Genomic DNA, 19,951 nt, shown 5'->3' on the forward strand with positions numbered 1-19,951 from the left:
TGGTACACGGCACACTGTCCTCCACGCCAGGTGTGACCTCGGTCCCCCGCGGGCACACAGGGAAGGCAGGGCCCGAGATGGGTGTTGCACGATAGGTGAGCAACCGAAGAGAGTGTTCATCGGTGACGACCAGAGGAGGAAGGCGATGACCCCGACCCTCACGCCGCCGCCCGAGACGGTGAGCCCCCCGGCCGCCGATGAACGGTGCGACCGCTGCAATGCTGCCGGCAAGCTCCGGATCACCCTCTCGGGTGGGAGTGAGCTGGTGTTCTGTGGGCACCACGCGAACAAGTACGCGGAGGATCTCGTGAAGATCACCGTGCGTTTCGTGGCGGACCCGGAGTTCAGCTGGCGTGGCGCCGATCTGATGGCGAACTGAGGTCCGACAAGAAGTCCACAACCCCGACATGACCGGCCGGAGGCACCCGCAAGGGCAGCCTCCGGCCGGTTTTTCGTGCGGGTACCGATGTCCGGAAGGGGCCCCCTCATTACCGGAGGCCCCTTCCTCACAGGGTCTGCACGGTGGCGATGCGCTCCTCGAGCTGCTCGATCGTCGCCTGCGCGCTGGGCGGGCCGCCGCAGATCCGGCGCAGCTCCGCGTGGATCTTGCCGTGCGGCTGGCCGGTGTGGTGGTGCCGGGCGGCCACCAGAGTGTTCAGCTGCCGCCGTAGCGCCACCCGGCGCTGGGCGGCGCTCATCGGTGGGGGCGCCGCCGCCGGGGCCGCAGCGGCCGGCTCAGCGGTCCGCTGGGCGGCCCGGCGCTTCTGCGCGGCGAGCTGCTCGGCCTGCCGCTTGGTGAGCAGCAGCGAGACCTGGTCGGCGGTGAGCAGACCGGGCAGGCCGAGGTATTCCTCCTCCTCGGGCGTGCCGGCCTGGGCGGCGGTGCCGAACGATGCCCCGTCGAAGATCACCTGGTCCAGCTCGGCGGTGGCGGAGAGCGCGGCGAAGCGCTTCTCCAGCTCCCCGCTGGCGGCGTCGTCGCGCTGGGCGCGCTCCAGCAGGTCGTCGTCGAAGCCCTCGCGGTCCTTCGGCTTGCCGAGCACGTGGTCCCGCTCGGCCTCCATCTCGCTGGCCAGCCCGAGCAGGTGCGGCACGCTGGGCAGGAACACCGACGCGGTCTCGCCGGGACGGCGGGCCCGGACGAACCGGCCGATCGCCTGCGCGAAGTACAGCGGGGTGCTGGCGCTGGTCGCGTACACGCCGACGGCCAGCCGGGGGATGTCGACGCCCTCGGACACCATCCGCACCGCGACCAGCCACCGTTGCTGCGAGGCGGCGAACGTCGCGATCCGCGCGGACGCGCCCTGGTCGTCGGAGAGCACCACGGCGGCCTTCTCGCCGGTCACCTGCTCCAGCAACTTCGCGTACGAGCGCGCCACCTGCTGGTCGCTGGCGATGACCAGGCCACCCGCATCAGGCATGCCGTTGGCGCGCAGCACGCTCAGCCGGGCGTCGGCGGCGCGCAGCACCTGCGGCATCCAGTCGCCGGCCGGGTCCAGCGCGGTACGCCACGCCTGCGCGATCAGGTCCTGCGTCATCGGCTCGCCGAGGCGGGCGGCCAGCTCCTCGCCGGCGTTGGTGCGCCAGCGGGTCTCCCCCGAGTACGCCAGGAACAGCACCGGCCGGACCACGCCCTCGCGCAGCGCGTCGGAGTAGCCGTAGACCGAGTCGGCGCGGGAGCGCAGCAGCCCGTCGCCGCCGCGCTCGTAGCCGACGAACGGGATCGGGTTGTCGTCGGAGCGGAACGGCGTGCCGGTGAGCATCAGCCGGCGTACCGCGGGCTCGAACGCCGCCTTGACGCCGTCGCCCCAGGTACGCGAGTCACCGGCGTGGTGGATCTCGTCGAGGATGACAAGCGTGCGGCGGGTCATGGTGCGCCGCCGGTGCACCTGCGGCGCCATGCCCACCTGGGCGTAGGTGACCACCGCGCCGTGGAAGTCGGCGGCGGAGTGCAGGTCGGCGTTGCGGAACGCGGCGTCGAGCTGGATGCCGACCCGTGCGGCGGCCTGCGCCCACTGGGTCTTCAGGTGCTCGGTCGGCGCGACCACCGTGACCGCCTCGACGGTGCCGTCGGCGAGCAGTTCGGCGGCGATGCGCAGCGCGAACGTGGTCTTGCCGGCGCCGGGGGTGGCGACCGCTGTGAAGTCCTCGGTCCGGCGGCGCAGGTACTCCACGAGCGCCTTGCGTTGCCAGGCGCGCAGGGGCGGGAACGTGTCGAGCGCCGGCATCCGCGGTGGCACGCGTAGCTCCTCTCCGCCGCGGACGGCGGCGGGCCCGACCGGGGCCACGGGAGCCGCCGCCCATGAAAACGCCCTCGCGCATCCGGTGCCGCGAAGGCCGGTTCAGCATAACCAGCCGGGGCCGTGCGCCCCACTCGACGCCACGCCTGTCACATCCGCCCACCCCGGCGCACGAGGGCTCAGGACAGGGGCCCCGGGGTGCCGGTGCGCGGCGGCTGCAGCGTCGCCACGGGCGCGGACCAGCGGCGCCGCAGCGCGATCAGGCGCAGCCCGAACACGAGCAGGGCGGCGGCGGTGAGCGGCACGGCGGTGGCCTGTCCGGACGCCGACAGCAGCGCCACCGCGACCGAGCCGGCGAGCGCGGCCAGGGCGTAGATCTCCCGGCGCAGCACCACCGGGATCTCGCCGGTGAGCAGGTCCCGGCCCAGTCCGCCGCCGATGGCGGTGAGCATGCCGATCATGCAGGCGCCGACCGCCGGAACGGCGGCGTCGAGGGCCTTGAGCGTGCCGATGACGGTGAACAGGCCGAGCCCGGCCGCGTCCAGCACGAGCACCGTCGTACGCAGCCGGGCGAGCTGGGGGTGCAGCCAGAACACGGCGGCGGCGGTGACGGAGGCGGTGGCCGTGTACCGCCAGTCGGCGAACGCCAGCGGCGGAACCTCGTCGATCACCAGGTCCCGGGCGATGCCCCCGCCGAGCGCGGCGACCACACCGACGAAGACGACCCCGAACAGGTCGAGCCGTTTCGCCACCGCCGCGGAGGCGCCGGAGGCGGCGAAGACCGCCACGCCGGTGAGGTCGGCGAGCAGAAGGGCGGTGGAGGTGGTCACCGCCGCAGGTTACGTGCGCGGGCGGCGGAGCCGCCCGCGATCACTCGCGGTACGAGTCGTAGATCTCCTTGCACTTCGGGCAGACCGGGGAGCCCGGCTTGGCCGCCTTCGTGACCGGGAACGTCTCGCCGCAGAGCGCGACCACGTAGGTGCCCATGACGGCACTCTCGGCGATCTTCTCCTTGCGGACGTAGTGGAACATCTCCGGACCAGTGTCCGCGTCCTTCAGCTCGGGACGCTCGAGAATCTCTGTGTTCACGACTACACCTCCGGCGTTCCAGTTTTGCAGGTCGGTCTGCCCCGGTCCACCTGGGCCCCGGCCGGAAGCGGCCCGTACGGTAGCCGACGTGACCAACTTTCACATCAGTCTCGGTAGTGAGGTGGCCGACGCCCTGCGGGACGGCCGCCCGGTCGTGGCGTTGGAGAGCACGATCGTCTCGCACGGGCTGCCCCGGCCGGACAACCTGCGCGTGGCGCGCGAGATCGAGCAGGCGGTACGGGACGCGGGGGCGGTGCCGGCCACCATCGGCATGGTCGCCGGCGAGCTGCGGGTCGGGCTGGACGACGCCCAGCTCACCCGGCTCGCCACTGTCGACGGCGTGAGCAAGCTCTCGGTCCGCGACCTGGCCCCGGCGGCGGCGGCGGGCGCGGACGGGGCCACCACCGTGGCGGCCACCAGCGCCGTCGCGGCTGCGGCGGGGATCGGCGTGTTCGCCACCGGTGGGCTCGGCGGTGTGCACCGGGAGGCGGCGCAGACGTTCGACGAGTCGGCCGACCTGGTCACGCTGGCCCGTACGCCGATCGCCGTGGTCTGCGCCGGGGTCAAGTCGATCCTGGACGTGGGCGCGACGCTGGAGCGGCTGGAGACGCTCGGGGTGGGCGTGGTCGGCTACCGCACCCGCCGCTTCCCCGGCTTCTACCTGACCGACGCGGGCTTCGACCTGGACTGGTCGGTCGAGTCGCCCGAGCAGGTGGCGGACGTGCTGGCCGCCCGCGCGGCGCACGGTGTGCACCACGGCGGTCTGGTCGTGGCCAACCCGCTGCCCGCCGACGAGCAGCTCGACCCGGCGCTGCACGACCGCACGCTCGCGGCGGGACTGGCCGCGCTGGCCCGTGAGGGGATCACCGGCAAGGCGGTCACCCCGTTCCTGCTGTCGCACTTCCACTCCGCCACCGAGGGCGCCAGCCTGGCCGTGAACGTGCGGATCATCCTGCGCAACGCCGACCTCGCGGCCCGGATCGCGGTCGCCGCGGCGACCCGTCCCACCCCATGAGCACCACGCCGCGCGTCGTCGTCGTCGGCGACGTCATCACCGACGTGCTCGCGGTGCTGTCCGGGCCGCTGGCGACCGGTTCGGACACCGCGGCCGGGATCCGGTTCAGCGGCGGCGGGCAGGCGGCGAACACCGCGGCCTGGCTCGCCGGGCAGGGCGCGGCGGTGACCCTGGTCGCCGCCGTCGGCGACGACGAGACCGGCCGGGAGCGGGTGGCCGAGCTGGCCCGGATCGGTGTCGACTGCGCGGTGGAGCGGCACGAGGGCTACCCGACCGGCACCGTCATCGTGCTCACCCACGACGGGGAGCGCACGATGGTCAGCCAGCGGGGCGCGAACCTGCGGCTGACCGCCGGGCACGTGGACGCGGCGCTGGCCGCCGCGCCCGACGCCGGGCATCTGCACCTGTCCGCGTACACCCTGTTGGACGTCGCGTCGCGCGGCGCCGGCCTGCGCGCGCTGGCCACGGCCCGCGCGCGTGGGCTGACCGTCAGCGTCGACGCGGCGTCCGCGGCGCCGCTGCGGCGCGTCGGCGGAGCGTTCCTGACCTGGGTACGCGACGTCGACCTGCTGCTCGTCAACACGGACGAGGCGACGGTGCTGGCCGGCGGGCTCGACCCGGCGGCGCAGGCGCGGGCGCTGACAGCTGTGGCGCGCCGGGTGGTGGTCAAGCAGGGAGCGGCGGGCGCGGTGTGGGTGGAGCGCGGCGGCGTGGTGGAGTTCGCCCCGGCACCGGGGGTTGACGTGGTGGACGTGACCGGCGCCGGGGACGCGTTCGCGGCCGGGCTGCTCACCGCGTGGCTGGACGGCGCTGATCCGCGCGCCACGCTGGCCCGCGCGGGCGACCTGGGCGCGCTCGCCGTGACGACAGTGGGCGCCCGTCCGGCTCCCTGACGCGAGCGGCCGGCCCGGGTGGTGCGCCGCCCGGGCCGGTCAGGGCTCGGCGTCGATGATCTTGTGGGGGTTCTCCTCGGCGGTGAGGACCGTGGGCGCGGGCTCCTCGCGGTGCCGGTTGCGGAACCGGTTCGCCAGCCGGTGCTCCTCCTTGGGCGGCCGGTCGTTGGCGAGCAGCACGGCGAGCCAGGGCACGAGCACCATGCCGAGCGCGCACAGCGGCAGCCAGAGCCAGAGCAGCGGGGCCTTGACGCCGACCAGGATCGCGCCCGCCACCAGGCACGCGACCCGGATGGCCATCATCAGCACGTATCGCTTCTGCCGGCTGTTGAGCTGGTCGTCCTGGCTGCGCGGGGCGTCGGTGATCAGGATCGGCTGGTACGCCTGACGCTTCACCACGGACCTCCTACGAGGGGATAGGGACCATCCTGTCACTCCGGACGGATGATCGGCGAGAATCGTGACGGTCGGGTGCGTGTTACGCGCGTGGTACGCTCCGCCCGTGGCCAACCGGTTCAGCTTCACCGACGAGGCGCTGGCGAACCTGCGGGTCTACGACGTCACACCCGGGGAAGTCTGGGAGGCCCTGCACAGCAGGCGCCGGGTCATCCGGCACCTCGGCGACGACGTCATGGTGGTCTACGCGACCGACCACCGGGGCCGACGGCTCGCCGTGCTGCTGGCCGAGGCCGACGGCACCGACAACGACTGGGACATCCTCTCCGCCCGCGAGCTGAGCGACGTCGAGGCCAAGCGCTACGACGAGGCGGTACGGAGATCACGCCGACGAGGAGGCGGTCACGATGCACCGTGACGAGGCGACAAAGCGGTTCCACGCCGGAGGCGACGCGTTCGCCGACCTGATCGACGACACGTCACCCGCGCAGCTGCCCACCCCCGACACCGACGTACCGATGGTCAGCCGCTCCGTGCGGCTGCCGCTGGAGACGTACGAGCGGGTCCGCGCCGCCGCCGACGCGCGCGGCATCGGGGTGACCACGCTGATGCGGCAGTGGATCGAGGCCGGCCTGGCCGACCTGGACGACTCGGCCACCGTCTCGCTTGCCGACGTGCGGCGCGCGCTGGCGTCGCTGTCCCGCCCGACCGCCGCCTGACGGCTCACCCCACCGGCCCGGCGGTCAGCCCTTCGCGGCCTTCGCCTCCGCCTTCATCCGCTGCTTGAACTCGCGTACGCGGCGCAGCGACTCCGGGTCGGTCACGTCGGCCACCGACCGGTTGGCGTCCGCGTCGCCGTAGTCGCCGGCGGCCTCGCGCCAGCCGTCCGGGGTGATCCCGAACCGCTTGCCGAGCAGCGCCACGAAGATCTGCGCCTTCTGCCGGCCGAACCCGGGCAGCTCACCCACCCGGCGCAGCAGTTCCCGGCCGTCGGTCACGTCGGACCAGAGCCGGGCCGGGTCGCCGTCGTAGCGCTCCACGAGCACCCGGCACACCTCCTGCACGCGGGCCGCCATCGCCTTCGGGAAACGGTGCAGCGCGGGCGGCCGGGCGAAGACCTCCACCAGCGCCTCCGGGTCGTACCCGGCCAGTTCCGCGGCGTCCGGCTCGTGGCCGAGCCGCTGCGCCAGCACGTACGGGGAGGAGAACGCCTTCTCCATCGGCACCTGCTGGTCCAGCACCATGCCGAGGAGCAGTGCCAGCGGGCTGCGCGCCAGCAGCTCGTTGGCCTGCGGGTCGATGGGCAGGGAGAGCGTCATGCCCCCATCCTGCCGCCCGGCCCGGCGGCCGGGGCGCCGACTCCCCGACGACGTGACACGGCCCGGTGGACCCCTGGGAGGTCCACCGGGCCGCGGCCCACGGTGTGGTCAGGTCACCTTGTCGTCAGTTGACGACGAAGAGCAGCCGGTTCGGCGAGCCCGAGCCCGGGCTGGTCACCTTGCCGGTGGTGGCGTTGCTGGTCAGGTAGCTGGCCACCTGAGCCGGGGTGTAGGAGGTGTTCGCGGACAGCACGAGCGCCGCCGCGCCGGCCACGTGCGGGGAGGCCATCGAGGTGCCGCTGATCGAGTTGGTGGCGGTGTCGCTGGTGCGCCACGCCGAGGTGATCGACGAGCCCGGCGCGAAGATGTCCACGCAGGAGCCGTAGTTCGAGTAGGAGGCACGGGCGTCGGTGCTGGTGGTGGCGCCCACCGTGATCGCCGAGGCGACCCGGGCCGGCGACGAGTTGCACGCGTTGGCGCTGGAGTTGCCGGCCGCGAGCGCGTACGTGACGCCGGAGTTGATCGAGTTGGCCACCGCGTTGTCCAGCGTGCTGCTGGCGCCGCCGCCGAGGCTCATGTTGGCCACGGCCGGCTTCACCGCGTTCGAGGTGACCCAGTTGACGCCGCTGATCACGCCGGTGGTGCTGCCGCTGCCGCTGCAGTTGAGCACCTTGACGGCCACCAGACGCACACCCTTGGCCACGCCGTACTTGGTGCCGCCGACAGTGCCGGCGACGTGCGTGCCGTGGCCGTTGCAGTCGGTGTTGTTGGTGTCCACCGTGTTGGTGCCCCAGGTGGCCCGGCCGCCGAAGTCGCTGTGCGTGGTGCGGATGCCGGTGTCGATGATGTAGGCGCGCACGTTGCTGGCGGTGTTCGGGTAGGTGTAGGTGCTGTTCAGCGGCAGGTTCCGCTGGTCGATCCGGTCCAGGCCCCAGGTGGCCCCGGTCTGGGTGCCCTGGGTGGTCATGACGCGGTCCTGCTCGACGTACGCGACGGCCGGGTCGGCGGCCAGCCGGCGAGCCTGGGCGGGGGTCATCTTGGCGCTGTAGCCGGTGAGAGCGGAGCTCCACACCGTGCCGACGTTGCCGCCGTAGCGCTTGGCCAGCCCGGCGGCCCGGTCCGGCACCGCGGTGCGGGCGGCGAGGGTGTTCGCGGTGCCGACCGCGTCGCCCTTGAGCACGACCACGTAGCTGCCGCTGATGGCGTCGGCGGCACCGGCGTACCGGATCTCCCCGGTGGGCGCGGCGAGAGCGGGCGTGGAGGCGGCGGCGGCGAAGGCCGCGGCGGCGGCCGTGACGGCGAGCGCACGCAGCGCGCGCCGCCGGGGAAGGGACACGTCGGGCATCGTCTGGCTCCCTACCGGGGCGGCCCGGTTTGTGTCCGGATCACCCCATCGACGGATGTTGGCAGGAATGCTAACCAGAGATCGACACACATGAAAGAGATAGCTGCCAATAGATGCGGTTCACGTTATGGATCGGCGGGTGCGCGCCGCGCCGGACCGCGTCCGAGGCAGGATGAACACGTGGACCGTCACGACATGCTGCTCTCCCCCGCCGGGGTCGACGCGCTGCGCACCGCGCTGACGCTTGCCCGCTTCACCGCCAACGGCATCGCCGACCGCCTGGGCCCGCAGGGCACCGGCGCGGTGGCCCGCAACGACTACCGGGCCGCGCTGCGCGCCACCGAGGACCGGGACCGGCTGGCCACGCTGATCCGGGTCTTCATCTGCGACCAGACCGAACCGGAGGCGGCGGTGGCCGCCGCGCTGGCCCCGCTCGCCGTGGACGAGGCGCTGGCCGGGGGCATCGTCGAGCGGCACGGCGACGGCCTGCGCGCCGGGGTGGACCTGGAGCCGTACGGGGACGACTGGTGGGTGCTCGCCGACGTGCCCGCCAGTGCCCGGCCCGGACAGCCGCTGCACGCCGAGCACGTGCTGGGCATCGGCGGCGCCACCCAGACGCTGATCTCGGCCACCGTGCGTCCGACCGTGGACACCGCGCTCGACCTCGGCACCGGCTCCGGCGTCCAGGCGCTGCACCTGGGCACCCACGCGCGCCGGGTCACCGCCACCGACGTCTCCGAGCGGGCGCTGCGGTTCGCCGCGACCACCGCCGCGCTCAACGGGCAGGACTGGGAGCTGCTGCGCGGCGACATGGTCGCCCCGGTGGCCGGGCGCCGCTTCGACCTGGTGGTCAGCAACCCGCCGTTCGTGGTCGGCCCGGGCACCACCACGTACGTCTACCGGGACTCCGGGCGGGTCGGCGACGCGATCGGCGCGGAGCTGGCCGCCGCCGCGCCAGACCTGCTCACCGAGGGCGGCACCATGCAGTACCTGGCGAACTGGGTGCACGTCACCGGCGAGGACTGGGCCGAGCGGGTCACCGGCTGGTTCGCCGGCACCGGCCTGGACGCCTGGGTGATCCAGCGCGAGGTGGCCGACCCGATGGCGTACGTGAACCTCTGGCTCACCGACGTCGGCGAGAGCGCCGACCCGCAGCGGATGGCGGCGTGGCTGGACTGGTTCGACGCGCACAAGGTGGAGGCGATCGGCTTCGGCATCGTCTCGCTGCGCCGCTCCGGCCACGAACAGCCGATCGTCCGGGTGGAGGACCTGCGCCAGCGGGTCGAGCCGCCGCTCGGCGACCGGATCGGTGAGTGGTTCACCAGGCAGGACTGGCTGCGCGCCCGGGGCGCCGAGGGTCTGCTGGCCGCCCGGTACCGCGCCGCCGAAGGGCTCCAGCTGCGGCAGGAGGCCACCATGGGCGACGAGGGCTGGGCGGTGGACCGGCAGGTCCTGGCCATGCCGCGCGGACTGCGCTGGTCGGAGGAGATCGACCCGCTGGTGCTCGCCCTGGTCGGCGGCGCCGACGGCCGGTTGCCGCTGCGCGACCAGCTCGCCCTGCTGGCCGCCGCGCACGACGTGACGCCGGACGAGCTGGCCGAGGCGGCCGGGCCGATCGTGGCGCACCTGGTCGAGCGCGGCATCGTCGAGCCGGTGACCGACTGATGCGCGCTGTGGTGCAGACCGTCGGCCGGGCCCGGGTGACCGTCGACGACGAGGTGACCGGTGAGATCACCGACGGGCTGCTGGTGCTGCTCGGCGTCACCCACACCGACACCCCGCAGGTGGCCGCCACGATGGCCCGCAAGCTGCACGAGCTGCGCATCCTCGACGACGAGCGCAGCGCCGCCGACGTCGGGGCACCGCTGCTCGTGGTGAGCCAGTTCACGCTCTACGGCGACGCCCGCAAGGGCCGGCGGCCGAGCTGGACCGCCGCCGCGCCCGCCCAGGTGGCCGAACCCCTGGTGGACGCGGTGGTCGAGCAGTTGCGCGCCCGGGGCGCGAAGGTGGAGACCGGCCGTTTCCGCGCCCACATGCTGGTGGAGAGCGTCAACGTCGGTCCCCGGACCCTCGTGCTCGACCTCTAGGAGAACAGCCCGCGGCGGGACAGCGACTGCCGCAACCAGCCGTCGAGCTGGGCGGCCCAGTCGGTGCGGTCCGCCGTGGCGTGGTCCACGGTGAACCGGCCGAACGCGTCACGTCCCTCGGTGAACAGCCCGCCGCGCTTGTCCAGCTCCAGCACCACGTGGACCTGGCGCGGATCGGTCACGAAGGTGACCTCCAGCTGGTTCATCGCGCCCGCGTACTGCGACGCCGGGTAGAACTCGATCTCCTGGTAGAACGGCAGCTGCTGGTGCAGCCCGTAGATGTGTCCACGCTCGACGTCGGCGCGCGCGAAGCGGAAGCCCAGCCGCAGCAGCGCCTCCAGCAGCCGCTCGTGGGCCGGCAGCGGGTGCACCGCCACGGCGTCCATGTCGCCCTTGTCCACCGCCCGCGCCACCTCCAGCTCGGTACGCAGACCCATGGTCATGCCGTGCAGGTGCTGGCCGTACAGGTCGGTCAGCGGCGTCTCCCAGGGCACCTGGTAGCGGAACGGCACATCGTGGCGCTGCCCCGGCTCCAGCCGGAACGCGCCGGTCATCTGGGCCCGGCCGAACTCCTGGTTGACGTCGTACTCCGAATCGGAGCTCTCCACCTCGACCCGCGTGACCAGACCGAGCGCGAGGTAGCTCACGTCCACCGGGTGCTCGCCCCCGACCACCTGGATCCGGCCCTCCAGAACGCCGCCCGGGCGGCAGTTCGGGTTGGCGAGCACCGTCTCCACCGACGGCCCGCCCACACCCATCGCCTGCATGAGCCGCTTGAAGACCACCGCGTTCTCCGATCATCAGTGCCGTGCCGGCCCCGACGGCCGGTCGCTGGCACGGTAACCGCGCCGGGCAAGCGGCCGCGGGATTCCACACCGGAATCCTGTCGGTTCCCCGATCGCCTCACTCCCGTCTCACGCCCCGACCGCCAAGCTGTTTGTCATCGGCCACCACGGCGTAGGCGGCACGGGGCCGGTACGGCACGTCGGACACGGGGAGAACAGAGATGACCCAGCAGATGATCGAGCACCAGGACATGGACGTCACCCTCACGGACCTCGACGCCACCGACGAGCGCGGCGTCTCCACCGACCTGGTCCGGGCGTACCTGAACGGCATCGGCCGCACCAAGCTGCTCACCGCGGCGCAGGAGGTCGAGCTGAGCAAGCGGATCGAGGCCGGCCTCTTCGCCGAGGAGAAGCTGTCCACCTGCACCCCCGTCTCCGCCGAGCTGCGCGCGGACCTGGCGCTGATCGCGGCCGAGGGCCGCGCCGCCAAGGACCACCTGCTGGAGGCGAACCTGCGGCTGGTGGTGAGCATCGCCAAGCGTTACACCGGCCGTGGCATGGCCTTCCTCGACCTCATCCAGGAGGGCAACCTCGGCCTCATCCGCGCCGTCGAGAAGTTCGACTACACCAAGGGCTACAAGTTCTCCACCTACGCCACCTGGTGGATCCGCCAGGCCATCACCCGCGCCATGGCCGACCAGGCCCGCACCATCCGCATCCCGGTGCACATGGTCGAGCAGGTCAACCGGATGGTCCGGGTACGCCGCGAGCTGTCGGTGTCGCTGGGTCGCGAGCCCACCGTCAGCGAGGTGGCCAAGGCGCTGGAGATCCCCGAGTTCCAGGTGATCGAGCTGATCTCCTACGACCGGGAGCCGGTCAGCCTGGACCAGGCCGTCGGCGAGGACGGCGAGAGCGCGCTCGGCGACTTCGTCGCCGCCGTGGACCCGCGTACCGAGCCCGGCGACGCCGCCACCAACGGCGAGCTGCGCAACGAGGTCCGCATCGTGCTGGCCACGCTGTCCCAGCGGGAGCAGGCGGTGATCCGGCTGCGCTTCGGCCTGGACGACGGCCGGCAGCGCACGCTGGACGAGGTCGGCCGCGAGTTCGGCCTGTCCCGGGAGCGGATCCGGCAGATCGAGAAGATCACGCTGCTGAAGCTGCGCGACCCGGAGCGGGCGAACCGGCTGGAGGCGTACGCCTGCTGACCCACCCTGCCCCGAAAGGCCCCGGCGGTTCGCCGGGGCCTTTCGCGCTTGATGTGGCCGCCTCGGGCGACCACCCTGAGGCCATGAACTGGACGCTGGAAGTGGTGGTCGTACCGGTCTCCGACGTGGACCGGGCCAAGGAGTTCTACGCGCGGCGGCTCGGCTTCGTCGTCGACCACGACACCGACCTGGGCGGCGCGGGGCGGATCGTCCAGCTCACACCGCCGGGCTCCGGCTGCTCGATCGTCCTCGGCCGGGGCGTCGTACCGGAGATGCCACCCGGCTCGCTCAAGGGCCTGCAACTCGTCGTGCCGGACCTGGAGCGGGCCCGCGCCGAACTGGTCGAGCGGGGCGTCGAGGTGAGCGAGATCCAGGTGCTCGGCCAGAACCCGCGCCCGGTGCCGCACCCGCTGGACAACGTCGGCTTCGTCTTCCTCCGCGACCCGGACGGCAACGAGTGGGCGGTGCAGCAGATCTCCGCGCGCGGCTGAGGTCTACAGCCTTCGAGGGCCGGTGTCCGGGCGGGCGGCCTCCGCGCCGGTGCGGACCGTGGCGTGCAGCACCGAGATGCCGTCCGGCCGGGCCAGCACCGGGTTGAGCGTGAGCGACCGCACCCGGGGCTGCTCGTCGGCGAGCCGGCCGATCCGCACCAGCAGGTCGACCAGGGCCGCCCGGTCCACCGGCGCGGCGCCCCGGTGCCCGCGCAGCAGCGGCGCCGCGCGGGGCTCGTCGACCAGCTCGGCGGCGTCCCGGTCGGTCAGCGGCACCGCACGCCAGGACCGGTCGCCCAGCAGCTCGGTCGCCACGCCGCCCAGCCCGAACCCGACCACCGGCCCGAACGCCGGGTCCTCCACCAGCTCCACCACGCACGCCACGCCCGGCGCGACCATCGGCTGGACCAGCACCTCCGCGCCGAACACCGGCGCCATCTCGGCGTACGCGCGGCGCAGCGCGGCGGCGTCGGCCAGGTCGAGGCGTACCGCGCCGAGGTCGAGGCGGTGCCGCAGCCCGGGGGCGGCGGCCTTGAGCGCCACCGGCCAGCCGAGCCGATCGGCCGCGGCCAGCACCTCGTCGACGGTTCCGGCCGGCACCGACTCCACCACGTCGATCCCGTACGCGCGCAGCAACGCCGCCGAGTCGGCGCCGCCCGGGCGCAGCGCGGCGTGCCCGGCCGCCCGGTCCACGTCGGCCAGTTCCGGCAGCACACCGGGCGGCCGGCGCAGCCAGTCCGCGTACGCGGTGACCCGGCCCAGCGCGCGTACCGCCTCCTCCACGCTCGGGTACGCCGGCACCCCGGCCGGCACCAGCCCGGCCAGGAACGTCGCCACCACCGGCTTGCCGGTGACCCGCGCGTCGGGCAGCGCCGCCGCGAAGTCAGCCCCCGGATCGGCGAGCTGGCCGGGCAGCGGCGGCGCGAACACCGCCACCACGGCGTCCACCCGCTCGTCTGCCCCCGCGTCGCGGAGCGCGACGGCGTACGCGGCGGCCCCGGCGCTCGGCCCGACGTCCTGCGGGTAGCCGTCGGCCACGGTCAGCCCCTGGGCGGCGCAGGCGGTCGCGGCCAGCCCGGTCAGCGCCGACGAGTTGCCCACCACCGCCACCCGGCGTCCGGCCGGTAGCGGCTGGTGAGCCAGCAGCACGCCCACGTCGAGCAGTTCGGAGACGGTGTCCACCCGGATCACCCCGGACTGGGCGAACAGCGCGCTCACCGCCGCCGCGTCCAGCGCGGGCGCCTCCCCCACGCCCGGCGGCCGGGCCAGCGAGGCGAGCGCCACCACCGGCTTGCTGCGGCCGATGCGCCGGGCCAGCCGGGCGAACTTGCGCGGGTTGCCGAACGTCTCCAGGTAGAGCGTGATGACGTCGGTGGACGGGTCGTCCTGCCAGTACTGGAGCAGGTCGTTGCCGGACACGTCGGCCCGGTTGCCGGCCGACACGAAGCTGGACAGGCCGAGCCCACGGCGGGACGCCTCGGCGAGCAGCGCCACCCCGAACGCGCCGGACTGGCTGAACACGCCGACCCGGCCCGCCGCGGGCAGCACCGGGGCGAGCGTGGCGTTGAGGCGTACCGCCGGGTCGGTGTTGGCGACGCCGAGGCAGTTCGGGCCGACCACCCGCATGCCGGCCAGGTGCGCGGCGCGGACCAGTGCGCGCTGCGCCGCCGCACCGGCCGGGCCGGATTCGGCGAACCCGGCCGAGATCACCACGAGGCCGTGCGCGCCCGCGCGGGCCGCGTCGCGCACCACGTCGGTCACCGCGTCCGGCGGGACCGCCACCACGGCGAGGTCGACGTCCTGACCGGCGTCGGCCGCCGACGGGTACGCGGGCAGCCCCGCCACTGTCGACGCGCTCGGGTGCACCGGCACGATCGCGCCGGTGAACCCCCCGTCGCGCAGGTGCCCGAGCAGCGCCGCGCCGACGCCCTGGCCGGTGGTGCTGGCGCCGTAGACGGCGATGCCGCGCGGCGCGAGCAACCGGGCGATCGAGCGCGCCTCGGTGCGGTGCTCCCGGCCGCGCTGCACCTCCAGGGTCGCCTCGGTCGGCGCGACCGGGAAGCTCAGGTGCACCACGCCGTCGGCGTACTGGCGCTGGACCTGGTAGCCGAAATCGGCGAAGACGCGCAGCATGGTGCCGTTCGCGGGCAGCACCTCCGCGACGAAGTGCACGATGCCGTGCCGGCCGGCCGCGTCGGCCAGGTGCTCCAGCAGCACCGAGCCGATGCCCCGGCCCTGGTAGGCGTCCTCGACCACGAACGCCACCTCGGCCTCCGGCGAGGCGGGGCCGAGGCGCTCGTACCGGCCGACGGCGACGATCCGCTCGCCGGCGAGCACCACGAACGCCTCCCGGTCGCGGTGGTCGACGTTGACGAAGCGCTTCAGGTCGCGTTCCGGAATGCGCGGGTACGGCGAGAAGTACCGCAGGTAGCGGGTGCGCTCCGAGAAACGGCCGTGCATGGCCACGATCTCGGGCGCGTCCTCGGGACGGATCTGTCGCAGCTGGACGGTCGTGCCGTCGCTGAGCAGCACGTCCAGCGGTTGTTCGACGGTGGTCACCGGTCGGTCCTCCCCTGCCGCCGGCTCAGTCGCGCGGATCGTGCGGGTCGAGCCCGAGCAGCGGGAAGACGGCCTTGCGGGTGGCCGCGACGGCCCGGTCCACCGCGTTCGGCTCGCCGCTGGGCTGCCACGGCAGGTACGACGGGTCGACGTCGTCGGTCATCCGCAGCGGGACCTCGTGCCCGGGTCGCCGCCGCGCGGCCAGGTCCCGCCAGCCCGGCGGGGTGAGCGTGGCCGGGTCGATCGGCTCACCGGTGGCTATCGCGAGCAGGTGCGTCCAGGCCCGGGGCACCACCTCGACGAGCGCGTACCCGCCGCCGCCGGTGGCGATCCAGCGCCCCTCGCACAGTTCGTCGGCGAGCGCCCGCAGCGTGCGGTAGGTGGCCCGCTGCCCGTCCACCGACAGGCGCAGGTCGGCCAGCGGGTCGCTGCGGTGCCCGTCGGCGCCGCACTGGGTGACCAGCACCTGCGGCCGGAACGCGCGCAGCACCGACGGCACGACCGCGTGGAACGCGCGCTGCCAACCGGCGTCGCCGACCCCGGGCGGCAGCGGCACGTTCACGGCGGTGCCCTCCGCGCCCGGCCCGCCGGTCTCGTCCGGGAAGCCGGTGCCGGGGAACAGCGCGAGCGGCGTCTCGTGCAGGCTGATGGTGAGCACCCGGGGGTCGCGGTAGAAGATCTCCTGCACGCCGTCGCCGTGGTGCACGTCCACGTCCACGTACGCGATCCGCTGCGCGCCGAGGTCGAGCAGGCGGGCGATGGCCACCGCCGGGTCGTTGTAGACGCAGAAGCCGGCGGCGCGGGCGGGCATCGCGTGGTGCAGCCCGCCGGCCACGTTCACCGCCCGGCGGGCCTCGCCGCGCCAGACCGCCTCGGCGGCGGCGACCGTGGCGCCGGCGATCAGCGCGCTCGCCTCGTGCATGCCGTCGAAGACCGGATTGTCCGACGTGCCCAGACCGAACCCGGCGAACAGCGGGTCGCGCGGCGCGGCCCGCACCGCGTCCAGATAGGCCGGATCGTGTACGCGGGTGAGCAGCGCGTCGTCGGCCGGCTCGGGCTTGACCAGCCGCACGCCGGGCCGGTCCAGCACACCCAGCTCGCGGGCGAGCGCCATGGTCAGCTCGACCCGCACCGGGTCGAGCGGATGGTCGCCCATGTCGTAGGTGAGGAGAGCCTCGTCCCACACCACCACCGTGTCGTCGGCCATGCGGCCATCGTCGCACGTGGGCCCCGGTGCGCCCACCCGACGTACGCTCACCGGCCGGACGGGCCGCCGGTCGCGACCGGACGGTCCGGGTCGGCCACCCACTCGCTCCACGAGCCGACGTACAACGCGGCGTCCGGACGGCCGGCCAGGTGCAACGCGAACACCGCCTGCGCGGCGGTCACCCCGGAGCCGCAGTACGCGCCGACCGGCTCGTCCGGGGCCACCCCGGCGGCGGCGAACCGATCCCGCAGCGCCTCGACGGCGGGGAACCGGCCCTGCGTGACGTACTCCGGTGCGGGCACGTTGACCGCGCCCGGCACGTGCCCGGCCACCGGGTCGACCGGCTCCTGCTCGCCCCGGTAGCGCGGGGCGGCCCGCACGTCGAGCAGCACACCGGGCCCGGCGGCGAGCCGGGCGGCAGCCGCGGCGTCGAGCACCGGCAACGCCCCGGGCGCCACCGTCACGTCGCCGGGCACCGGGGCGGGCAGGCCGGTGTCGACCGGCAGACCGGCGGCCGACCAGGCCGGGAAGCCGCCGTGCAGCACCCGCACCTGCCGGTGCCCGGCCCAGCGCAGCGTCCACCAGGCACGGGCGGCGGACATGCCGTCGCCGCCGTCGTACACCACCACGGGATGACCCGCGCGGACGCCCGCGGCCCGCAGCGCGGCCTGCAACGCCGCCGGGTCCGGCAGCGGATGCCGCCCGGCGGCACCCGGCCGTCCGCACAGCTCGGTGTCCAGGTCGACGAAGACCGCGCCGGGCAGATGATCGACGGCGTAGTCCTCGCGGCCGGGCGGCCCGGTCAGCCGCCAGCGGACGTCGAGCAGGGTCGGCGGGTCGGCGTGGTCGAGCTCGGCGGCGAGCCGGTCGGGCTCGACCAGCAGATCTGCGGTCGCGGGCATGCGGCCCAGTCAACACCATCCGGGCCGCCACCTCCGGCTTCGCCTGCGTCGATGGCCGGTGGGAGCGGGTACCATCGGAGGCCGGGAGGCCGTAGACGTGAAGCACGACCTTGTTGACACCACCGAGATGTACCTGCGCACCATCCTCGAACTCGAGGAGGAGGGGGTGCCGCCGCTTCGCGCCCGCATCGCCGAGCGGCTGAAGCAGAGTGGCCCGACCGTCAGCCAGACCGTCGCCCGCATGGAGCGCGACGGCCTGCTCACCGTCGAGGGCGACCGGCACCTGACCCTCACGCCGCAGGGCCGCAGCTCCGCCGTGTCGGTGATGCGCAAGCACCGGCTGGCCGAGCTGCTGCTGGTAAACGTCATCGGGATGCCCTACGAGGAGGCCCACGAGGAGGCCTGCCGGTGGGAGCACGTGATGAGCGACGCGGTCGAGAAGCGGGTCTTCGACCTGCTCAACCGCCCGACCCGCTCGCCGTACGGCAACCCGATTCCGGGTCTGGAGGAGCTGGGTGACCCCGGCCACGCGCCGGCCGAGGCCAGCGAGAGCGAGCGCAACCTGGCCTTCCCCGGCCTGTCCGGCCAGGTCGTGGTGCGGCGGATCTGTGAGAGCGTGCAGACCGACTCGGACGTGCTCCGGCAGTTGCACGCGGCCGGTGTCGACCCGGGCGCGACGGTGACCGTGGCGCAGGAACGCGACGGCGTCTCCATCGACCGCTCCGGCGACCGGGTGCGCCTGCCCCGCGAGGTGGCGTCCCGGGTGTTCGTCGCGGCCCGCTGAGGCGACCCTCCTAGAGCTGCCTGGTGTCGATCACCTGCGCCAGCGTGACCAGCTTGCCTGCCGTCTTGTCCGCCTCGCCCTTCGCGGTGCCGGCCGGGGCGGTCCAGCGCAGGGTGGCGAGCCGGCCCTCGGTGTCCAGCCAGCCGACCTCGGCGACCGGGCCGGACTTCGCGGTCTTGGGCAGCGTGCGCCGGTAGGCGGCCTTGCCCAGCTTGCTGATCTTCGCCGCGCCCCTGGGCTGCACGTCGAGGGCGAACGTGGCCGCGTCGATCGACGTGTCGGTCACCGACAGCGTCAGCTCCGGGAGCACCGCCCCGGCCGCGCGGACCACACAGGTGTACGTGTCGCCCCGCTCGGTGGCCGCCGCCACGTCGAACGTGCCGCCGGTGTGCTCGGCGATCACCGCGAAGTCGAGCAGCCGGCACGCCCCGCCCGAGGACGCCGCCACGACCGCGACCGGCGGGGGCGGATCTGGCGGCCCGGCCACGGTCGGCGCCTCCTCGGCGCAGCCGGCGGCGAGCAGGACGGCCGGAACGGCCAGCCAGGTTCGGGCACGCACGGGAGACCTCCGCCGGTCGGCGGCGGGTCCGACCCGCCGGAGTTCCGTCGGACACCGTACGGCGTGCCCAGGCGGGGACGGAAGCCCCTATTCGGCCACGTACGGACAGTGCCGGCACCCTCGCCCGCAGCACGTGCCGCGCCGGGCCAGGAACCCGGCGCTGAGCACGAACAGCCCGGTCTCCGGGTCCAGGTAGCCGGCCTCCCCGGCCGTCAGGGCGGCGGCGTGCACGGCCAGGATCCGCTCCCGCCCGGGGTGACCCGGCGACAACCGCGACGGGTGCGGTTCGGTCAGGGGCCGGTCCGCCAGCTCGTCACGCACCGCTGGAGTCTACGGATCGGGTGTGACAGGGGTCGGTGGCCCGGGTCAGTCGCATCGAGGCTCAGCCGGCCGGACGCTGGGCGAGCAGGAATGCCTGGGCCTGACGCTCGCCCTCGACCGGCTCTCGGACCGTCGTGGCGGTGACGGTGAGCCCGGCGGCGGTGAGCTGCGCGGCCAGCCGCTGCGGCGACAGCCAGTAGACGTCGTACCCGACCTGGTGGCCGTACGCCCGCTCCCGCCGGTCCCGCCGGTCGCCGGCCTTGACCGCGAGCAGCAGGTGACCACCGGGGGCGAGCACCCGGTGGAAGCCCGCGAACACCTCGGGCAGCAGCTCCGGCGGCAGGTGGATCACCGAGTACCAGGAGACCAGCCCGGCCAGCGACTCGTCCGGCGCGGTGAGCTCGGTGAGCGAGCCGACCTCGAAGCGCAGGTCCGGGTATGTCCGGCGGGCCACCGCCACCATCCCGGGCGAGAGATCGACGCCGTCGATGTCGAGGCCGAGCCGGTGCAGGTGGGCGGTGACCCGGCCGGTGCCGCAGCCCACCTCCAGCACCGGCCGTCCCGGCCCGACCAGCTTCGCGAACGCGGCCAGCAGCGCGCGGTCCAGCGGCGGCTCCACCACGTCGGGCAGCAGCCGCGCGTAGTCCTCGGCGACGGTGTCGTAGGCGGCGCGGGTCTCCACCAGCCAGCTCGGTTCGTTCACGACCACCGAACCTAGACGCCTGTCCGCCCTCGCCCGGCCTTCGTCGAC

The 19,951-nt window shown here is 74.1% G+C and carries 23 protein-coding genes; 10 read left to right on the plus strand and 13 right to left on the minus strand.

All coding sequences use genetic code 11. The features are described from left to right. Window positions 1–145 precede the first annotated feature (145 nt). Window positions 146–379, plus strand: coding sequence for a hypothetical protein (locus ACFYON_RS13725; protein WP_354865457.1), 234 nt, complete (start codon window positions 146–148; stop codon window positions 377–379). Between the two features lie 127 nt (window positions 380–506). Here the strand turns inward: ACFYON_RS13725 and ACFYON_RS13730 are convergent, their stop codons facing one another. The 3 genes from ACFYON_RS13730 to ACFYON_RS13740 form a co-directional block, all read right to left on the minus strand. After that, complete coding sequence (locus ACFYON_RS13730; protein ID WP_354865996.1) at window positions 507–2,228, minus strand: DEAD/DEAH box helicase; 1,722 nt, start codon at window positions 2,226–2,228, stop codon at window positions 507–509. Window positions 2,229–2,419: 191 nt separating this feature from the next. Further along, window positions 2,420–3,070, minus strand: coding sequence for a TRIC cation channel family protein (locus ACFYON_RS13735; protein ID WP_354865459.1), 651 nt, complete (start codon window positions 3,068–3,070; stop codon window positions 2,420–2,422). A gap of 40 nt (window positions 3,071–3,110) precedes the next feature. Next, on the minus strand, window positions 3,111–3,329 hold the full coding sequence (locus tag ACFYON_RS13740; RefSeq protein WP_354865461.1) for a DUF3039 domain-containing protein: 219 nt from the start codon (window positions 3,327–3,329) through the stop codon (window positions 3,111–3,113). 88 nt (window positions 3,330–3,417) lie between these two features. On the opposite strand from ACFYON_RS13740, the gene ACFYON_RS13745 reads away from it, so the two are divergent. After that, window positions 3,418–4,344, plus strand: coding sequence for a pseudouridine-5'-phosphate glycosidase (locus ACFYON_RS13745; protein ID WP_354865463.1), 927 nt, complete (start codon window positions 3,418–3,420; stop codon window positions 4,342–4,344). Beyond that, window positions 4,341–5,237 (plus strand): sugar kinase, encoded by an 897-nt coding sequence (locus ACFYON_RS13750; RefSeq protein WP_354865465.1) that lies wholly within the window; start codon window positions 4,341–4,343, stop codon window positions 5,235–5,237. Before ACFYON_RS13745 ends, ACFYON_RS13750 begins: the two co-directional genes overlap by 4 nt. A gap of 39 nt (window positions 5,238–5,276) precedes the next feature. Here the strand turns inward: ACFYON_RS13750 and ACFYON_RS13755 are convergent, their stop codons facing one another. Continuing rightward, a complete protein-coding gene (locus ACFYON_RS13755) occupies window positions 5,277–5,633 on the minus strand; it encodes a DUF3099 domain-containing protein (RefSeq protein WP_354865467.1) in 357 nt (118 codons plus the stop codon). A gap of 106 nt (window positions 5,634–5,739) precedes the next feature. On the opposite strand from ACFYON_RS13755, the gene ACFYON_RS13760 reads away from it, so the two are divergent. Both ACFYON_RS13760 and ACFYON_RS13765 read left to right on the plus strand, forming a co-directional pair. Continuing rightward, window positions 5,740–6,051, plus strand: a complete 312-nt coding sequence (locus tag ACFYON_RS13760) for a hypothetical protein (protein WP_354865469.1) — start codon at window positions 5,740–5,742, stop codon at window positions 6,049–6,051. After that, window positions 6,041–6,352, plus strand: coding sequence for a hypothetical protein (locus ACFYON_RS13765; protein WP_013284778.1), 312 nt, complete (start codon window positions 6,041–6,043; stop codon window positions 6,350–6,352). The genes ACFYON_RS13760 and ACFYON_RS13765 overlap by 11 nt, the downstream gene beginning before the upstream one ends. A 24-nt stretch (window positions 6,353–6,376) precedes the next feature. On the opposite strand, the gene ACFYON_RS13770 is transcribed toward ACFYON_RS13765, so the two are convergent. Then, window positions 6,377–6,952, minus strand: a complete 576-nt coding sequence (locus ACFYON_RS13770; protein ID WP_354865471.1) for an HhH-GPD-type base excision DNA repair protein — start codon at window positions 6,950–6,952, stop codon at window positions 6,377–6,379. Between the two features lie 124 nt (window positions 6,953–7,076). After that, window positions 7,077–8,297, minus strand: a complete 1,221-nt coding sequence (locus ACFYON_RS13775; protein WP_354865473.1) for a S8 family peptidase — start codon at window positions 8,295–8,297, stop codon at window positions 7,077–7,079. A 180-nt stretch (window positions 8,298–8,477) separates the two neighbouring features. On the opposite strand from ACFYON_RS13775, the gene ACFYON_RS13780 reads away from it, so the two are divergent. Continuing rightward, window positions 8,478–9,962: a methyltransferase gene (locus tag ACFYON_RS13780; RefSeq protein WP_387320776.1), complete on the plus strand. Its 1,485-nt coding sequence runs from the start codon at window positions 8,478–8,480 to the stop codon at window positions 9,960–9,962. After that, entirely contained in the window at window positions 9,962–10,384 is a 423-nt protein-coding gene (dtd, locus tag ACFYON_RS13785; protein ID WP_354865477.1) for a D-aminoacyl-tRNA deacylase, read from the plus strand. Before ACFYON_RS13780 ends, dtd begins: the two co-directional genes overlap by 1 nt. Here the strand turns inward: dtd and ACFYON_RS13790 are convergent. Continuing rightward, on the minus strand, window positions 10,381–11,169 hold the full coding sequence (locus tag ACFYON_RS13790) for a sporulation protein (RefSeq protein ID WP_354865479.1): 789 nt from the start codon (window positions 11,167–11,169) through the stop codon (window positions 10,381–10,383). The genes dtd and ACFYON_RS13790 overlap by 4 nt on opposite strands. Window positions 11,170–11,390: 221 nt before the next feature. Here ACFYON_RS13790 and sigB point away from each other — a divergent pair, with 221 nt between their 5' ends. Together sigB and ACFYON_RS13800 are read left to right on the plus strand one after the other, a co-directional pair. Next, window positions 11,391–12,377 carry an RNA polymerase sigma factor SigB gene (gene sigB, locus ACFYON_RS13795; protein ID WP_354865481.1) on the plus strand — a complete coding sequence of 329 codons (987 nt, stop codon included), beginning with the start codon at window positions 11,391–11,393 and terminating at the stop codon, window positions 12,375–12,377. Window positions 12,378–12,460: 83 nt separating this feature from the next. Beyond that, a complete protein-coding gene (locus ACFYON_RS13800) occupies window positions 12,461–12,868 on the plus strand; it encodes a VOC family protein (RefSeq protein WP_354865483.1) in 408 nt (135 codons plus the stop codon). A gap of 3 nt (window positions 12,869–12,871) precedes the next feature. Here ACFYON_RS13800 and ACFYON_RS13805 read toward each other — a convergent pair whose 3' ends face one another. Genes ACFYON_RS13805 through ACFYON_RS13815 form a run of 3 tightly spaced genes read right to left on the minus strand, consistent with a single transcriptional unit; the run spans window position 12,872 to window position 17,536 of the window. Further along, a complete protein-coding gene (locus ACFYON_RS13805) occupies window positions 12,872–15,466 on the minus strand; it encodes a GNAT family N-acetyltransferase (protein WP_387320818.1) in 2,595 nt (864 codons plus the stop codon). Then, a complete protein-coding gene (locus tag ACFYON_RS13810; RefSeq protein WP_357707752.1) occupies window positions 15,453–16,634 on the minus strand; it encodes an acetoin utilization protein AcuC in 1,182 nt (393 codons plus the stop codon). The genes ACFYON_RS13805 and ACFYON_RS13810 overlap by 14 nt, the downstream gene beginning before the upstream one ends. A 47-nt stretch (window positions 16,635–16,681) precedes the next feature. Then, window positions 16,682–17,536 (minus strand): sulfurtransferase, encoded by an 855-nt coding sequence (locus ACFYON_RS13815; protein ID WP_354865488.1) that lies wholly within the window; start codon window positions 17,534–17,536, stop codon window positions 16,682–16,684. A gap of 97 nt (window positions 17,537–17,633) precedes the next feature. On the opposite strand from ACFYON_RS13815, the gene ACFYON_RS13820 reads away from it, so the two are divergent. Further along, window positions 17,634–18,320 (plus strand): metal-dependent transcriptional regulator, encoded by a 687-nt coding sequence (locus tag ACFYON_RS13820; RefSeq protein ID WP_354865490.1) that lies wholly within the window; start codon window positions 17,634–17,636, stop codon window positions 18,318–18,320. 10 nt (window positions 18,321–18,330) lie between these two features. Here the strand turns inward: ACFYON_RS13820 and ACFYON_RS13825 are convergent, their stop codons facing one another. The 3 genes from ACFYON_RS13825 to ACFYON_RS13835 form a co-directional block, all read right to left on the minus strand. Then, window positions 18,331–18,879, minus strand: coding sequence for a hypothetical protein (locus ACFYON_RS13825; protein ID WP_354865492.1), 549 nt, complete (start codon window positions 18,877–18,879; stop codon window positions 18,331–18,333). A gap of 87 nt (window positions 18,880–18,966) precedes the next feature. After that, window positions 18,967–19,200, minus strand: a complete 234-nt coding sequence (locus ACFYON_RS13830; RefSeq protein WP_355047439.1) for a DUF5522 domain-containing protein — start codon at window positions 19,198–19,200, stop codon at window positions 18,967–18,969. Window positions 19,201–19,261: 61 nt separating this feature from the next. After that, window positions 19,262–19,903: a methyltransferase domain-containing protein gene (locus tag ACFYON_RS13835; RefSeq protein WP_355047438.1), complete on the minus strand. Its 642-nt coding sequence runs from the start codon at window positions 19,901–19,903 to the stop codon at window positions 19,262–19,264. Window positions 19,904–19,951 lie beyond the last annotated feature (48 nt).

The sequence above is a fragment of the Micromonospora sp. NPDC005686 genome (assembly GCF_042871665.1).
Taxonomy (GTDB): Bacteria; Actinomycetota; Actinomycetes; order Mycobacteriales; family Micromonosporaceae; genus Micromonospora.

Bases quoted from the DNA above. Each gene is read 5' to 3' on its own strand.
- ACFYON_RS13800 (WP_354865483.1), top strand. From the start codon at position 12,461: ATGAACTGGACGCTGGAAGTGGTGGTCGTACCGGTCTCCGACGTGGAC.
- ACFYON_RS13775 (WP_354865473.1), bottom strand. From the start codon at position 8,297: ATGCCCGACGTGTCCCTTCCCCGGCGGCGCGCGCTGCGTGCGCTCGCC.
- sigB (WP_354865481.1), top strand. From the start codon at position 11,391: ATGACCCAGCAGATGATCGAGCACCAGGACATGGACGTCACCCTCACG.
- ACFYON_RS13730 (WP_354865996.1), bottom strand. From the start codon at position 2,228: ATGCCGGCGCTCGACACGTTCCCGCCCCTGCGCGCCTGGCAACGCAAG.
- dtd (WP_354865477.1), top strand. From the start codon at position 9,962: ATGCGCGCTGTGGTGCAGACCGTCGGCCGGGCCCGGGTGACCGTCGAC.
- ACFYON_RS13750 (WP_354865465.1), top strand. From the start codon at position 4,341: ATGAGCACCACGCCGCGCGTCGTCGTCGTCGGCGACGTCATCACCGAC.
- ACFYON_RS13810 (WP_357707752.1), bottom strand. From the start codon at position 16,634: ATGGCCGACGACACGGTGGTGGTGTGGGACGAGGCTCTCCTCACCTAC.
- ACFYON_RS13770 (WP_354865471.1), bottom strand. From the start codon at position 6,952: ATGACGCTCTCCCTGCCCATCGACCCGCAGGCCAACGAGCTGCTGGCG.
- ACFYON_RS13725 (WP_354865457.1), top strand. From the start codon at position 146: ATGACCCCGACCCTCACGCCGCCGCCCGAGACGGTGAGCCCCCCGGCC.
- ACFYON_RS13815 (WP_354865488.1), bottom strand. From the start codon at position 17,536: ATGCCCGCGACCGCAGATCTGCTGGTCGAGCCCGACCGGCTCGCCGCC.
- ACFYON_RS13765 (WP_013284778.1), top strand. From the start codon at position 6,041: ATGCACCGTGACGAGGCGACAAAGCGGTTCCACGCCGGAGGCGACGCG.